This window comes from Desulfobacter sp. UBA2225, from assembly GCF_002348205.1.
Taxonomy (GTDB): domain Bacteria; phylum Desulfobacterota; class Desulfobacteria; order Desulfobacterales; family Desulfobacteraceae; genus Desulfobacter; species Desulfobacter postgatei.
In genome coordinates, this window is sequence record NZ_DDYV01000025.1 from 1 (window position 1) to 15,536 (window position 15,536).

A 15,536-nucleotide genomic window follows, 5' to 3' on the forward strand; every position below is an offset into this window, starting at 1 on the left:
AGGGATGATATCAGCTTTTGGGTCATGTCCGGATCCGTTCCGATTTCAGGAGAGAGTTGCTTGGCAATACTCAAAGACTGATTCATGTAATCTGTCATTATTGCGGATAATGTCTGTCCCTGGCTGGTGGTGTAGGCCATAATCGCTGCACAGACAAGGCCTGCAGCTATTAGAGAGGTCAATCCCATGGCTTTTTGAATACTCATATGCCGCTCAAGGCATTCCCCTAAAATCATACCGGTTGCCAGGAGCAGTCCAAAGTAAAGTGTGTCAAAAGCGATGCCTTTGGTCATGAGCACAAGCGTAAAGAAGCTTGTGGCTGCAATCAGTGCCCCACTGTTTCTGCCAAGTTTAAGGCGATAAAAAAGCACCGGCAGAGGCAGAAACAGAAGAACAAATACACCAAGCAGGGGGAATGTCAACACCACACCATAAATCAACAGACAGAAAATAATGCCTGTCAAAGTATCCCTGATAAAAACGGGGTGTGTGATGGATAACGGCATATTCCAAGAACCTGTGAAAATCTTTTTTGTTTTAATTTAAGGGGCGTCCCACAAACGGCAGAAGAGCAATCTGCCGGGCCTGCTTGATGGCGATTGTCAGCTTGCGCTGATGTTTCGCACAGGTTCCTGTGATACGGCGGGGGATGATTTTGCCCCGTTCAGTAATGAACTGTTTGAGTGCTTTGGGATTTTTATAGTCAATTTCCATGGAGCTGTCCACGCAGAACCTGCATATTTTCCGGCGCTGATAGAACCTGTTTTTTCCGCCGCCTCTATGACCTTTAAACATACTTGATCTCCTTTGTGCTTGAATTATTCTTTGGATTCTTCGGCAGGTTCAGATTCGGTCTCTTCCTCATCGTCCTGATCATCTGCATTATCTTCATCCAAATCGTCTTCTTCATCCGCGCCCTCTTGATCTTCTTCCTGGGGTGTGGCTAATGCAGCTTGCTTGGCTGCTTCTTTAAACTGCTCAGCATCTTGTTTAAGAGATTCTTCGGTGACGTGTTCCGTGATAAGGATGGTCATAAACTTCATAACAAGATCACTTAAGCGAAAATTTCTTTCAAGCTCCGTGACAAGTTCTCCGGTTCCGCCGTAAGTCAGGCAGACATAATACCCGCGCAATTTCTTTTTGATTTCATAGGAGAGTTTTTTTACGCCCCATTCATCAAAGTTCAGAAGAATGCCACCTTCCTTGTCAATAATATTTTTGACTTTTTCGAACAGTTCTTCACGGGCCTGATCCGACATGTCAGGATCAGCAATGAATACGGTCTCGTACTTCCTCATTTTTCCTCCTTGTGGATATAAAGCCCCGGATCAACCTTGTTAATAACCCGGAGCAAGGATAAAATAGTTATGTGCATTGTCTATCATGAGACAATAAAACCACTTTCTATATCATCTAAGATCTATGAGGTCAATATGAATGTCTGATTTTTCCAGGGAATTGCATGCGGCTTGATGGTTGTCACATTTTACAGGGTGGACAGCTTACTGTTCCCCCGGCTCTGCGTCTCGTTTAAAAATATCAATTTTGGTTTCAAGGCATTTTTTAAGGGATTGGTCATAAACACCAACGCTATACCAGGAATCTGGTTTTTGATACAGATCCAGTCCACGGCCGATTTTAATTGTCCAGCCATTGTCGATCCTGATTTCACGGTCATGGAGATGTTCGTTTATGTTGATATCAAGTTGGATATCCAGTTCTATAAGACTTTGTTTTACATCATTGAGCCGGTCTGAAAGCTCTTTTAAATCAGTCTGATCATCGTAACCTGTGCAAAGTGAAATTTTTTGGATTGTCGGTGTTTTGACAACTGCTTCACAAAACCTGATGAAATTCTGGACCTGATGGTTTGCCCGGATGTAAGGATCTTCTATCTCTATGGTTTTAGCCCCTGTCAGATACGGGGAGAGAATGGATTCATAGCTGTAGCCTGTCGCACCATACTGGATGGTAAAATGTTGCGCGTTGGGTTCTTGGGCGTTCTCTTTTATGATGATATCCGGACTTGGTTGTTCTTCCGGTTCCGGCAGTTTTTTATGCTCTGGTTCTGGAGCAATCTTTTTTTCTGCGGGTTTGCGCTGACTGCTTTCCTTGGCCCCTTCACCATCGTGGATATCCTTTCTGACAGGATCCTGGGTGGCTTCGGCTGTTTTTGATTCCGGGCAGTACACAACAATTTCTTCGTCTTGATTGTTAATATACGACAAATTGATTTTTGCAAACTCATCATCTGATTTGCGTTTATTCATCTGTTCTTTAACACGCCGGCGGCATTCAATGGCATAGGTGACATATTCTTCAAATTCTTTATCTGAGACGTCTCCGGCCGGATGAAGGATCTTCAGGAAAGATGCCACCGTCTTTTTTATGCCTTTTTCATCCCGACCTTCAACGGATTTTCCAAGACGAATGCGTTTGCTGACCTCTTCATACCGGTTGGTGTGCTTGAGCTGATGGTGAAATGCTTCGGCAAGATAGTCAGTGATAAACCCATAGTTTTTGGTTAGAAACTCACTGCTGTTTTTAGGCATCTCCCAGCCGGGCAGATAAAGTGCAAATCGATCCATTACGGCTAAATCAAATTCTTTGGGAAGGGGCTGAAAAAGGTCATAAACCTCTGAATGTACAATTTGCTGGACGGACAGGTCCAGGTTGCCGACAAAGGCCATGGATGCGTCGGCAATTACCTCGACTCCCCGGGAGAACCGGCCGTTGGCCATAAAATCCTTCATGATCTGAATGGTATCCTGGTCTTTCACCTTGATACCCCCGACTTCGTCAAAGGCCACAGTATCCCAGAACCCGACCAGTCCGATCTTTTTTCGCTGGTTGTTATAAAACAAGGTTGCTTTGGTGGCCTGGCCACCGCTGATCAGTGTTGAGTAGGGAGAAAATTCACTGAAAAAGTATGACTTCCCAGTACCGCGCGGACCCAGCTCAATAAAATTAAAGTTGGGCTCCACCAGCGGAAACAGGCGGGCAATGAAGTGCAGTTTGAGCCGATGGGATAGAACCGTAGGTTCCAGTCCCACGGAACGTAAAATAATATCTATCCATTCATCCCGGCTGAACGCGTTTCTTCCTTCACAATACCGGTTAAAATCGAAACGGCTGAGCTGAATCGGACGCAGGTCTTCCACATAAAACGCATAGGCATCATTTTCAATCTCATTGTAGGCAATGGTGACTTCCGCCCACAAACCGCCCTGGAGCAACCGGTCATTCTCATCAAAATATTTATGGGCAATGGCAATCCGCCTGGAGTCGAAATTCTCAAGCGCAGCCCAATGCCGCCGGTCTTTTTCCACATAGTTGACATGGACTTTATCGATAAACCGGTATTTGCCTTTGGTAGCCACCTTGGATTGGGCTTTGTTGGCCTCGTTGGGACGCACATAATTGTCGTTGAGCGTTTCCAGAACAGCTTCAAGCCCGGCCTGGATTTCAGCGGGTTCATCACTGGCGCAATACCGAGCCAGCAAAAACTCCAGCACAAAGGTGGGCACATTGGTGCCTTTTTTGATGCGGTGGAGCAGGTCTTTGCGAACCACTTTCCCGCCAAACTCTGAAATCAGCTTTTTATCTAATGCGTCCATATTTTACACCGTATAATCTGTTTCCAAATCAAGTTGGTCATAGGCTGTCATTGTTGTGGGATTAAGCGCCTTGATTTTAAATCTGCCTTCAAATTCCATGCTCATTTTAATCGCCACCTTTTCTTTTCCGCCCGCTTGAAGCATAATGGAGCGTGTTGCCGGATTGACAGGCCCTCCGGGCTTTGCCTCCCCAACAACATTCCCCTTTTTGTCATGGGCCTCCAGCAAAATTTCAAATTCTTTATCCGGGGAGAAAAGGCTCTGGGAAATCGCCTGAACATCTATGACCGGCAGTCGCGTTGTAATCCGTTTTGCGCCGTTTTTATAATTCAGCTCAATGGAAACCTCTTTCTCTTCAAAGGAGGTGCTTTGTTTTAACTGCAACTGGATCACCGGCACCACACACTCCTGGAGCGAACACCCGCCATGATAATAAAGCAAACGATCTCTATAGGCTGCCATGCTCAAAGGACCGGCAAAACATTTGTAATCGCTCTGGATGCCGGCCTTTTCAGCCTCCACACAAAAGTGCATTGCATCGGCCTGACCGTCGCCCAACAAGGCGCGGTCATGGATGTTCACCCATTCACCGGGCAGTTTTTGACAGGTATCCCCCGGGCCTGCATGGGTGTTCATAAAAAAGCCATGGTCTGTGGCAATGACCACCTCTTCAAATCCCGCTTCCCGAAGCTTGTGAACCGCCACACGAATCCGCTTAAGCGCATTGGTTATTTCTGTGGGTGCCGTTTCCGGATTGTTTTCAAAATGCGCGTCAATTTCCACGGATCTCAATACCAGCAGATCTGTATCCGGGCTGATGTCAAACCGCTTGCGTACAAATTCCTCCAGCCGGGTTTCCTGGAAACGGCTCCCGTATTTCTTCTTGATAAAATCCATCCGCTGGGTGACATTGGCCACGACACTCCCAGTGACCTGGGGGGCAAATCCGGCATCGGTTTTGATCAATTTAAAATCAGCAGACGCCCCGGGCAAAAGACCTGCCATTCCCACGGGGGTAATGCTTGGCAGCTGCACCAGTGCCGGTGTAATACGGGCCTGGGTCTCTTCCGAGAGCTGTTTTTCCAATTCAACACCTAACTCATACCGCAAGGTATCCACCATGATAAACGCGATTTTGCGGCCGCTGATCTCAAGTTGCGGTGCCACCATCTTATCAAACACCTCAGTGTTTGACATTCTCCCGGTGACAGGCCAGCCCGTCTGCTGAAAGTGTTTGGTGAAAAGAGACTGAACTTTGCCAATAAGTATGCCGTATTGCTTTCGCACAAATGCCTGCACAGGCGTGAAAATCCCCTGGATATCTTGCCAGACATAGTCACTGACGGCCTGCTCAAACTCCCGATGCCGCTGATCCACCTCCCTGAACCGGCTGATATAAAAATCGATCAGCGCATCCATGGATTTCCCATGATCCTGCAATGCCCGGTCATTATCCCGGCAGCATTCAATGAGGGTCACAGCGGAACGTAAAAAATCCCACTGTGCCTGGCTTTCCCCTTTGCCGTTCCACACCGAGGCCGCATGATTTGAAATGATTTCGCGGGCCTGATCAATATTATCTTCCAGTAAGGATGAAATGGCATTTTTCAAAAAGGTCCGCTCTTCAAAGGGAAAGGTGTCTTTAACCCCCAGGTCCTTGATATGGCCGCATGCCTCAACCAGATTCAATCCTTCGGACTTGCTTTCTATGGATTCCGCCCGCTGGACGTAGACATTTTGGGTCCGCCGGTCATTGCGGAGGCGCTCGCACAGATCTTCTATCAACGGCCTGGCAGCTTCTGGTGCATGGGGAACATTGCTTAAACTCTCCGGCAGGGATTCGGGCAAATCAAATATAAATTCGCTGAACAGAAGATAACGCCACAGTTCGTCTGCAATGGAAGACCAGCTTTTCCCTTTTGTTTTCAGGTCCAGTCCCATACTGACTTTTAAAAGATCTTTTACCTCACCCACCCAGGCGTCATTGCCCTTAATCGCTTTTTGCTGCGCTTCACTGGGACTGAGCAGGGCAAACAGGATATCCCGGGTGGATTCCACGGACAACAGCGCCCTCAGGTTGGGCCAGCTGAACCCGCCGCCAATGGCGTCAATCACCGCAAAGCCCGGATTAGCATTTTCCGCAAACACGGCCCGCACCTGGGTGGCATGGTCAGGCTTGGCCTTCAGGCAGATGCTTAAATAGGTATCCCCGTCACCATCCGGGAAAACCGCTCCGCACGCCGGATAGAGCGCAAAAGGATCTTTTTGTTTTTCCTCGTCTTCAATGGGTTTTGTTGCCGGCACATAAATCAGCAGCTGCTCTATTTCGTTGCGGCCCAGGGCCGACAGCGCTTCAATGGCTTCGGCCCGGCTGGTGATGCTGGAAATGCCTGCATCCACTACCCAGCGGTTGTCATCGGCCATCCCAAGGCACAACTCTCCATAGCGGCCATCCGGGTCATACACGGCCAGCACCTGCGCTTTTTGCAGGCGGGGCATTAATATCTCTTCCTGAATAAAGGCTTTTATGCTCATGCAATAGCTCCTGCAACAATAGAGTGTACAGCCCCGCAGAACTTATTAAAACTTAAGGAGCGGTTTTGATGAATATCCATACACCGGGTAATCTGTCTGGCGCACTCTGCTTTGCGCAGACCCCCCGAAAAATAACCGGCCCGTTTTAAAATTCGTTCCAAGGCTTCCCAGGTCCCGCCCTGGATATTGTCGGGGTCTCGATAGGGCGCTTTTTCCGGAATGGTTCCGGGCACCTTGGGATAGGCAGTTTTAACTGCGGCCCAGTCCCCGAAGTACCAGGCTTCCAACTCTTCGATCACAATCCGGTTGGTCACCTTGAACTTTTCACCGGCCCGGGCGCGGGATCTGGTCAAAAGCCCTGCATCACGGGCAGAATTCTCCAGTTGCTGTTTCAAAATCATGCAATCATCATCGTCCCGGTCCACCAGCACCAGGATCGACCAGGTTTCGGGCATCCATGCGCTGTACCCTTTCAGCCGTGAAGGCAGCTGTTTTAGCAGATCATCCTTGCACTGGAATCGGATAATCTGATAGTCGATCCCGTCCAGCATGCCGGGCAGTAAGATGTCCAATGCCGCTTCCATGGAATACTCTTCCACAAAAACGATCAGCTTCTCCAGCATTATCTGCCTCCCTTTTTTCTGGACGTGGGCGCGCCAAAGTTGACCAGGGGATCACCAAAACCAAAGTGCCCTTCCATCCAGAGATGTCCGATGGAACCGCCGGCTTCTATCATTTCAGGCATGCCCGGGATATCAGACACCCTGACAGCCTGGGTAAAGCCGCTGTCATCCCGGTACAGAACACGGACCTCCTGTGCCCGCATGGCATTGAGCAGGAACGGAGAGTGGCTGGTAATCAACAGCTGTGCGTTTTCAGAAGCGGCCCGGCACTCCTCGGCCAGTTCCGGCAGCAAACGGGGGTGAAGAAAATTTTCCGGTTCTTCGATCCCCACAAAGCGCGGCGGTTCCGGATCATAAAGCACCGTCAAATACGCCAGCATTTTCATGGTCCCGTCCGAGGCAAACTTTGAGAGTACCGGTTTTTCAAAAGGCGCGTCCTTGATTTGCAGCAGCAGACGCCCGTCCGGCATGGGATCGGCATCAACGCGCTCCAGCCGGGGGATTCTTCTGCGAAGGATCTCAAATATCTTTTCCAGCCGGTCCGGATGCTGCTCCTTTAAATACTGGATCACATTGGGCAGATTGTCCCCGGTCTTGCTCAACCGCTCCTGGGGGCCTGCTTCGGGCTGATTCCGGGTTTGATCAATGGAAAGATAGGAGACATACCAGTCCGTGATGAATTCACGCAATGCCGCAATTCTGGGGTGATCCGACAATTGGCCCAGGGTGTTGACCGCGATGAGATCCGGGGATCGCAGGTTGGACTCGGTGCGGACATCATCCACATCCGGAACTTCTCCGCTGACGGCTTTGCCTATGCCCCGGTGGAACTCCAGAAACCGGAAGGGCTGACCCTTGCTGCCCCTGCGCCATTGCAGCCACTCATCCACCACCTCAGGGCCTTTTTGCCCTTCGTCAATGGCCAGGTGATAGGTGATAATCGGGGTTTTGATTGCTTCCCGGTACTTAAGCTCAAACACAACCGGACCATCCGCCCCCCGGGATTTAATCTCTTTTCCCCGGCCCCGGCGGTCCCAGGCATGGCGCAGGCCATATTGAAAGCATTCGGATAAGAAATTGAATAGATCAAAGATGGTGGATTTCCCGCTGCCGTTGGGGCCTAAAAGCACGGTCATGGGGGTGAGTTTATCCAGGGTGACATCTTTCAGTGCCCGATAGTTTTGCACCTTTACCGACTCAATCCTTGGAATGCCTTTTTTCTTTGAAGATATATTCTGCATGGGTTTTATCTCCTGTTTACCGGGATGATTGACCGGTTTCGATGATCTGCCGGATCAGGTCCCGCACTTGAGTTTCCGACAATTTTCTGGGCTGCCACTCCTGTTTTGTCTTTTCCGTATCTTTGCCCCGACGGATGACCGGCACCTCTATCTCTTCCCAGAAATCGTCTTCCACATCATGGGCAATGGCCAGGCTCCGGTCTGTATGGCATTTTTCCAGCACCCGTTCCGGCCAGATGCTGCATGCCAGATGCGCCCAGTCATACTCCCCTTTTTCCAGGTTTTCCCAGGTCTCTTTCAGTTTTTTCTGCCACTGCCTGCGCTGGAATAGTTTCCATAGGGGGGCTGCCGTAATCTGGACCCCGTCGTTTAGGTTGGGTTTCCAGAATTTGGCGATGCGCAATAGTTCATCCCGGAAATCTTTTAACTCGGCTTCCAGGTCGGTGAGTTTGGCCAGGTCCTTTTCTTCGGTGCTGCTGCGAGTTGATTTGTTGTGAAGATCAGTCAGATCCTCTGTAACGACTTTAAGCTTTGGGTCTACAAAATCATTCACGCAGGTGTATAGGGTTTGCGCTGTTAAGCGGTGGTAATAGACCCATATAGTATAAGAACGAGATGGGGTTTGGAGAGGCCAGTAGATGGGGGCATTTCGATTCGATGCGCTATATTCTCTATAATGGTATTCAAAGAATTTATTGTTAGTTAAATTCTTGGATATTGATTCTCGATCATCAATCTCCAATAATTTAAAATCTTTTAAACCTTTAAATTCCATATCAAGCAAATTGCTTAAGGTAATATCTAACGAATTTTCAGTATCATCCCCAAGAGAATAAATTCCTTTTGTTTCTCTATCAACCCAGACCCCTAAAGCAAGCGACAACAAGTATTGTTGAAGCCAGAATATTTTTTCTGCAGGAATACAATATTTAGACGTGAAGTTACTAAATTCAAATTTTTGTTCTGACTTCATATCAGCTAATAAGTCTGAAATCCCGAAGTTCTTCGGGGTGCCCAATGCCTGCCTNNCCTTTTAACGTCATTAGCGTTTTCAAAATATAAGCTTCCTTGATCTTCATAGATTTCATTTTTAATGTTTTCTGCTATTGGAATGTCGGCAATGGTTATATTTTCAATTTCCTCATTCAATGTTGCAATTTTAAGTTCTGTTTGAGAAATCCATAAAAGCAAGGACTTGAAACTATCAAAATTTTTAATTTGAGAAATGACGGCTTCTCGGTTATAAGAATTGTCAGTTTCAAATAACATATTAAACGTTTTTGTTAATTTAAATATTTCCCTCCCTCTATTAGCCAATTCATTTTTTTTTGAGTCGTTTAGATCTGGAAGTGGCAATCTATCCAAATAAATAGAATTTTTATGTAACCCACTAGTTAGATTGAGATAATATGCAACAAATCGAGTGTTTAAGTAGGCCAAAATCCACATAATGTCATTATTATCTTTTGGATAAATAGCAATTCCTTCAAAAGATGGAATGCAATTTCTCGGCATATATTGAGCATTATATCTGTCTGTTTTTTTGCCGTAAGTAATTCCTTCTCGGAAATACATGTCCTCTCGTTGGATTTTTATACCAACATTTCCTTTTAGATAAGGGTATTTCTTCCTCAAGTGTTCTTTGATAAATTCACCCTTTTGTCGCCAATCTATTACGAGATTGTTACTCCGATAGTATGGTGAAAATTGTCCACCATTGGGAAGCATAGGCCATCTACCATGCACTTTTAAATCTCGTTTATCTACTTCCCAGTGCAATCTAAAAAAGAAATTATGCGGCCCAGCCCCAATCCCATTATTTTCAGTTAAATCGATTAATTTTTTTGATGTTTCTACCCATTTAAAGAAATCAGCAGGAAAACTATAACAAAAAGGAGAACTATCTATTTTATTAAACAATTGGTGCTCAACAAAGTAGAGATATGGATTTTTGTTGCCTTTGTGAATCGCAAAAATATCCGAGAGCAGTTGCTCTTCTTTTTTTTCGATTCTCTTGTAGTCTGTAAAGACCCAATGGATAGTATCGGATTGAGAGAGAACATAGGCAGCCGCACTTACATACGCATCATCCAACACTCCCCAACCAAGATCAAGAAGTTCGTCAATAAGATTTTTATTAAGTAGACATTTTCTAAAAGATGAATAGTCATTGTATTTTAAAAAAGAGCTAGATGTTATTGCCCCAATATTAGAAGATAGTGACATTTTCATACCTCTTTCTATAAAGAGGCAGTACAAATCTTGAACATGATTTGCATATGTTTTTTTTAGATATCCCTTGGCAGAATCTGCCGGAGCCCCAAAAGGTGGATTCATCAACACCACGTCAAATCGCTTCCGGCAAAGATCAATAAAAGCAAATCCTTTGGCGGCATCTTGAGCAAAAAGCCGCTTTTGTCCGTCGTCAGACTCGGCCCGATCCGCATAATTTTTCAGCTCATTCAGAATTCGTTTCTCAGCCGTATCCCAAAAATTGGTGTCATCCGGCAGCTCCGCAAAATCAAATAGGGTGGGTTGGCGTTTAGGTGCCATCCCAGGAAGAAATCCTTCCTCTTCTTTACTCCGCAAAATTTCCTGATTGAATTCATCCTTCGCCATGCTGATGGTTGAGGCGATCTCCTCTTCAATTTTCAGAAGGGTCCCGGCTTCCCCGGCCAGTTCCATCTTGTCAAAAATGGTTTCAACCAGTTGCCCCAGCACCGGAGGATGGAGCGTTGACGTGAATTCTTTAAGCATTTCCTTTTCGCCGGGCATGGGTTCTGCGCAAACAATGTTGGACTTTTTAATCCCGGGCCGGTCACCGGGCTTCACCCCCATCTGATGCCAGGCCCGGTGCGCCCGCTGCCAGAGGGAAAGCCCGGCAATCTGCACGGCGCGGGGATCAATATCTACACCGTGAATATTATGTTCGATAATCAGTTTGGGAATGGCTTTTTGGAATTCTGCAAAATCTGCAAAGGAATCCTGCAACGGCTTGAATTTTTTTGGCCGTTCCAATTTATTCGGCCCCAACTCCGTTTCCAGCTGCCACGCCTCTTCATAAATTTTTTCAAACAGGTCAAAGGCATAAAGTCCAAAATGCATGGAGCCACATGCCGGATCAAGCATGCGTATGTTCCGGGGATCTTTCAACGCCCGAAACGGAATGTAAACCGGCTGCTTGAGCAGCTCTTCCTGGGATAAACTTTCATGCGCTTCTGCGTCCGTATCCGGTGCTTCCTCACCCTTTGCCAAAAAAATTTCATTGGGCCTGCGGACTAGGTATCGGCAACTGCCCACAAGAGACGTTTTCCCCTGGGTCATCTCATACCAGATCCGGCCCAGGGTGTTGTCCGTGAGAAACTCCACGACATAGCGGGGGGTGAAAAACTGGTTGCGCACCGCCAGTTCCCGGCTGTTCCGGGGGGCCTGGGACTCGGCCCGCATTTTTTTGCGTTCTTCCTGGGAGTTGAAATACTGGTAAATCCAGCCAATGGTCTCATCTTCGGCCCAGAGATGCTCAATCTCAAAATGGTTGATCTGCTCCAGCAGGGCCAGCAGGGCTGACTCCCGGGGAAATAACCGCCCCTGGATGCTGTATCGGTCGAACAACACAGGCAACTCCCCACTGAATTCATCAAACAGGCTGAACAGATACTGGCGATAGGTATCCCCGGTTACGGTTTGCTCGGTTTTGCCCAGGGCTGTGCCTGCCAGATTTTTATACAGCTGAAATCCTTTGGAACTGTAGCCGTTGGCAATGGATTCAATCAAAAAGCCCCGGGCTCCGGCCATGCGAAGCGCACTCAAACGGTTCAGGACCGTAAATGCCTGCTCCCGGATGATGCGGTCCAGTGTCTGAGAGGTTCTTGTATTTTGGGATTTGCCCGGAATGGTTGTAAGATAATGGGTCAGGGTTTCCCGCAGTATCAAGGCGGTTTGCTCTCCCTGGTTGTCCAGAAAGGTCAGGGTTTCAGGATCGGCAATGGTCCCGGTTTTGGGGTCCATTCCATAGGTGGACTGCAGTTGACGGGTAAACTCCTCGGTTAAAATGGCCCGGGATTGCGCGACAAATTTCTGCAGGCGGATGCGGGTGCTTTGATCAAAGGCCATATCAGGCCTCCTTGTTCTCTTCAACATTAAAGGTCAGTTCAAATTCATGAGCGTATTTCAGCTCTGCGCGAATCTGCTGCAAAAGGCGTATCAACTCATCCAGGTCGTCCATGGCCGTAATCCGTCGTTTAGGCTGAAGGCAACGGGTGATTTTCTTTTGGCCCTGTTTTTGGGCCTTTTCCTGCTCGGCTTTAAGCTTTTCCTGCAGACGTTCCCGGCCGGTTTTTTCCACCTTTTTTTTATAATCCTGCAACCGGCTTTGAATGGTATACTCCTGGCTGACCAGATTTCTAAGCCCCACAACGTCCTCACAGACTTCGGTACTCAGGGATTCAAGATCGGCCAGCATATAATCCTGTTCCTGCCCGGTCAGCTCTTTCCACTCCGGGATACGGTTCAGATCCTTTTCAGCCTCTTTGATGCGGTTTTTCTGTTCATCCCCCATGGCGAGTACCGCATCCCGGACCCGGGCCTTAAGATGGGTCAGGGCTGTGGCGTACTGGGTGCTGTGTTTAAAAAAATCAGGGCTGGCCAGGCGTTCCTCAAGTTGCCCCAGCTCATCGGCCAGCTCGGTTTTCAAATTACCCGGCGTGCCGCTGTCCGGCAGGGCATTGATTTCATGTCGGTGCTGCTGCAATGCTTTAAGGGTATCTTCCAGGCCGTGATCCAGGGCCTGCTTTAATTCAGAAGCCCACTTGAGGTTGGCATAAAGTTGCGACGCCTCCCCGCCCAGGCGCTGGGGCGCGTCCGAGGCGTCGGTGAACAGCACATCCTTGATGTCCTGACTTAAACTCAAAAGCCGGTCAGAGCCTGGAAGATCCAGGGATTTTAATTTTTCAGCCAGGGGACCGTAGGCATGCTGCAGCTGAGGAAACAGTTTTATGGCAGCCTTGCTGATATCATCTTCCAGGGGGACGACAATGTCCCCGCTCAGCTCTGTCAGACGTTCTGCGGCCTTTGCCAGGATTTCCATGCTCGGACGTTCATCCCGCAGGGAGATGCCCACGGATTTAAACGTGTTATTGGTTTTCAAGGCGTCAATGGCATGCTGCCCCTTTACCGTTACTTCTCGGCCTGCCACTTTAAGTTTGATCTCTCCTGCCACCAGCATGGCAGCCACCAGGTACCGCAGGGTATCCTGGGACCAGCCAAAAGGCGCGCCGGTGAAAATTTCTATGAGCCGTTTGCCTTCAATGGCACCCTGGCGTTCAATCATGTCCCGGATGCTTGTAACGGCCTTATGGTCGCTATTGATGGACGGTCGTCCGCCCTGGGTCTGCACCAGCCCCAACGGATCGGTCTGGGAGGTGACACCGGTGAGATTGCCCAGGCGCAGGAATTTTTCGGCCAGATCGGTTCCGCCCCTGTAAGGGGCTTCGGCATACCGGTCAAACACCTGTTCTGCCACCCCGGACAGATGTCTACGGCAGGCTTCGATCAGCTCTGGATGAATACTTTCCACCGCAGAGACCTCCCCTTTAAAGATAAAAGAGCCCTGGAGCAGGTTGCGTTTAATCAGTCGCTCCAGATCCATCATCAGGCGGTTGGCCCGGTCTGCCTGGCCGTTGCAGTACTCTTTTACCTCCTGATCCGGTTCGCTGCGGTACTTGCTGACAATTTCCCGGCTGCGGTAAATCTGATTGATTTGTTCTTCCATTTCAGGTGTTGATTGGCCAACAAGAAAGATATGGTGTTTCGCTGAATTATGACGGCTTTCATCAGTCAGGCGTATTTTGGTGGGTTCATACGCTTTGGGGTCCACAATCTCGATAAAGGTCTGGATGGTATTCCTGTCTCCTGCAATGGACACGGGCAGGCCGCTGGATGCAAGGGCTTTAAGACCGGTTTGCACAGACAGGCTTCCGGCAAGCTGTGTGCTGGGAAGCGGAGAAAAGATCTCTTTTAATGCCTCGTTTTGAATCCGTCGAAGCTCAACCGGCCGTAAGGGGACGGTGGCGCGTTCCTGTTCAATATCATTGAGTTTTTCACTGAAAAAGCAAAGCTGCCCGTCCTGTTCTCCAAACGGAACAATGGGATCGTTGATGAGATCTTCCACGGCGACCTTTACCTGATCCAGGCAGGAAACATCACTGATTCCCGAATGCATCAGGCCTGCAACGTTCTCAGCGGAAACAGGCAGATTGCCCAGGATCTGAAGGACACAGACAGTCTTGGCAATATCCTGGTGTATTATGGAGTCGTGGAAGCGATTGTTGAGCACTTTGCCCACAGATTGATGGTATGAGGGGAACGCCCTGCGGATATCCTTTTCAAGGGTGTCATAAATGGTCACGGTTGTGGCAAGCCAGCCCACCGGTTGATCGGCAACGGGTGTCCGGCTGTCAGCCCCCTCCACAAGTATATCCTGAATCACCTTAATGGCTGACCTGAGCCCGATACCTCCGGTACTTTTTGCCAGTGCCCCTAGAAGGTGCAGGAGAATGTCAAAGTGAGCCGGTAAAAAAGGATATAGATCAATAAATGTTTTTCGGTCGAAGTCCGCGCCATATACCCGGGCGTCCACCAGCTTTGTGTTATGGCGCAGCATCTGCCCGTGTTTATCAAACAGCTCTCCCAGCTCATTTTCACCGGCCGGAGATTTCCCTAAAAGGCGGCTGTAGCAGATCTCTTTGATATCATTGGCCTCCAGATCAATCTGAATGGGAAACCGGTCCTTTAACTTGTAAAGCTCAGGTGAATTCAAAGAGGCATTGGGATCATCCTCGGTTAATGTCTGCTGGGCGGTTCCGATAATCCATACCTTGCCGTTACCGATATTTTTCAAATTTTTAGCCAGCCCGTCGAGATTGAGAATAAGGTTCTTCCTGGATCCGACATACTGGCCGACTTCATCAATGATAAAAATGATGTGTTCTTTGCCGGTGGCTTCCCTGGCAATTTCAAGCATCTCTTCGACACGGTCATTTTCAAAGCGAATCACTTCGCTTGTTTCTGTTGAAAATGAAGCCGGTGTTTTAAAAAGAGATGGGTAAATCTGGTGGGCAATTTCCGGGATCAGGCTGTCCACTACCAGGTCGTCGTTGCGGTAATTTACCCAGGCCTGGCCATCGGTGTACGTTTTGAACAGGTCTAAAAATTCATTGTAGCGATCTTCTTTTTTAAGTTTTCGTTCAAATGCCGCGACCTTTAAATTGCGCGAATATCCTGCCCACTGGAGTACTTTATAATAAAGAACCGTGGAAACCTCTTCCATGGTGGAACCGGCCACCTGTTCGCTGGCAAGATCAAGCATCAGGACTGCAGCGGGAAACCGCCTGGCAATCGTATTGAGTAATGCCCGGGTGGTTGATTTTTTCAGGCGGTCCTGCAGGTGCTGGATGAAGGGGACGCCATCGATCTTGATGCTGTCATCGAAGGCCAGGCCGAGGTATTTGGTGAACGAGCTC

At 48.4% G+C, this 15,536-nt stretch carries 10 protein-coding genes; all 10 read right to left on the reverse strand.

Translation table 11 applies throughout. The features are described from left to right. A partial coding sequence (locus B3D59_RS01005; RefSeq protein WP_286817219.1) for a DUF2232 domain-containing protein occupies positions 1 to 506 on the reverse strand: 506 nt, incomplete at its 3' end. 31 nt (positions 507 to 537) lie between these two features. Beyond that, positions 538 to 795: a 30S ribosomal protein S18 gene (gene rpsR, locus B3D59_RS01010; protein WP_004072946.1), complete on the reverse strand. Its 258-nt coding sequence runs from the start codon at positions 793 to 795 to the stop codon at positions 538 to 540. 23 nt (positions 796 to 818) lie between these two features. Continuing rightward, positions 819 to 1,298, reverse strand: a complete 480-nt coding sequence (rpsF, locus tag B3D59_RS01015; protein ID WP_276999367.1) for a 30S ribosomal protein S6 — start codon at positions 1,296 to 1,298, stop codon at positions 819 to 821. A gap of 204 nt (positions 1,299 to 1,502) precedes the next feature. Next, entirely contained in the window at positions 1,503 to 3,617 is a 2,115-nt protein-coding gene (gene brxL / locus B3D59_RS01020; RefSeq protein WP_286817220.1) for a BREX system Lon protease-like protein BrxL, read from the reverse strand. Positions 3,618 to 3,620: 3 nt separating this feature from the next. Further along, positions 3,621 to 6,152, reverse strand: coding sequence for a PglZ domain-containing protein (locus tag B3D59_RS01025; protein WP_286817221.1), 2,532 nt, complete (start codon positions 6,150 to 6,152; stop codon positions 3,621 to 3,623). Beyond that, positions 6,149 to 6,775 carry a DUF4276 family protein gene (locus B3D59_RS01030; protein ID WP_286817222.1) on the reverse strand — a complete coding sequence of 209 codons (627 nt, stop codon included), beginning with the start codon at positions 6,773 to 6,775 and terminating at the stop codon, positions 6,149 to 6,151. Before B3D59_RS01030 ends, B3D59_RS01025 begins: the two co-directional genes overlap by 4 nt. Beyond that, the gene (locus tag B3D59_RS01035) at positions 6,775 to 8,016 is read right to left on the reverse strand and encodes an AAA family ATPase (RefSeq protein ID WP_286817223.1); all 1,242 of its coding nucleotides are present in this window, start codon (positions 8,014 to 8,016) and stop codon (positions 6,775 to 6,777) included. The genes B3D59_RS01030 and B3D59_RS01035 overlap by 1 nt, the downstream gene beginning before the upstream one ends. A 16-nt stretch (positions 8,017 to 8,032) precedes the next feature. Then, positions 8,033 to 8,569 carry a hypothetical protein gene (locus B3D59_RS01040; RefSeq protein WP_286817224.1) on the reverse strand — a complete coding sequence of 179 codons (537 nt, stop codon included), beginning with the start codon at positions 8,567 to 8,569 and terminating at the stop codon, positions 8,033 to 8,035. A 425-nt stretch (positions 8,570 to 8,994) separates the two neighbouring features. Continuing rightward, entirely contained in the window at positions 8,995 to 12,156 is a 3,162-nt protein-coding gene (pglX, locus tag B3D59_RS01045; protein ID WP_349676852.1) for a BREX-1 system adenine-specific DNA-methyltransferase PglX, read from the reverse strand. Then, positions 12,131 to 15,536, reverse strand: a 3,406-nt coding sequence (gene brxC, locus B3D59_RS01050) for a BREX system P-loop protein BrxC (RefSeq protein WP_286817226.1), incomplete at its 5' end; no start/stop codon positions are given. The genes pglX and brxC, both read right to left, overlap by 26 nt.

Excerpts from the sequence above, each read along its gene's own strand:
- B3D59_RS01030 (WP_286817222.1), bottom strand. The coding sequence starts at position 6,775 with ATGCTGGAGAAGCTGATCGTTTTTGTGGAAGAGTATTCCATGGAAGCG.
- B3D59_RS01025 (WP_286817221.1), bottom strand. The coding sequence starts at position 6,152 with ATGAGCATAAAAGCCTTTATTCAGGAAGAGATATTAATGCCCCGCCTG.
- brxL (WP_286817220.1), bottom strand. The coding sequence starts at position 3,617 with ATGGACGCATTAGATAAAAAGCTGATTTCAGAGTTTGGCGGGAAAGTG.
- rpsF (WP_276999367.1), bottom strand. The coding sequence starts at position 1,298 with ATGAGGAAGTACGAGACCGTATTCATTGCTGATCCTGACATGTCGGAT.
- B3D59_RS01035 (WP_286817223.1), bottom strand. The coding sequence starts at position 8,016 with ATGCAGAATATATCTTCAAAGAAAAAAGGCATTCCAAGGATTGAGTCG.
- rpsR (WP_004072946.1), bottom strand. The coding sequence starts at position 795 with ATGTTTAAAGGTCATAGAGGCGGCGGAAAAAACAGGTTCTATCAGCGC.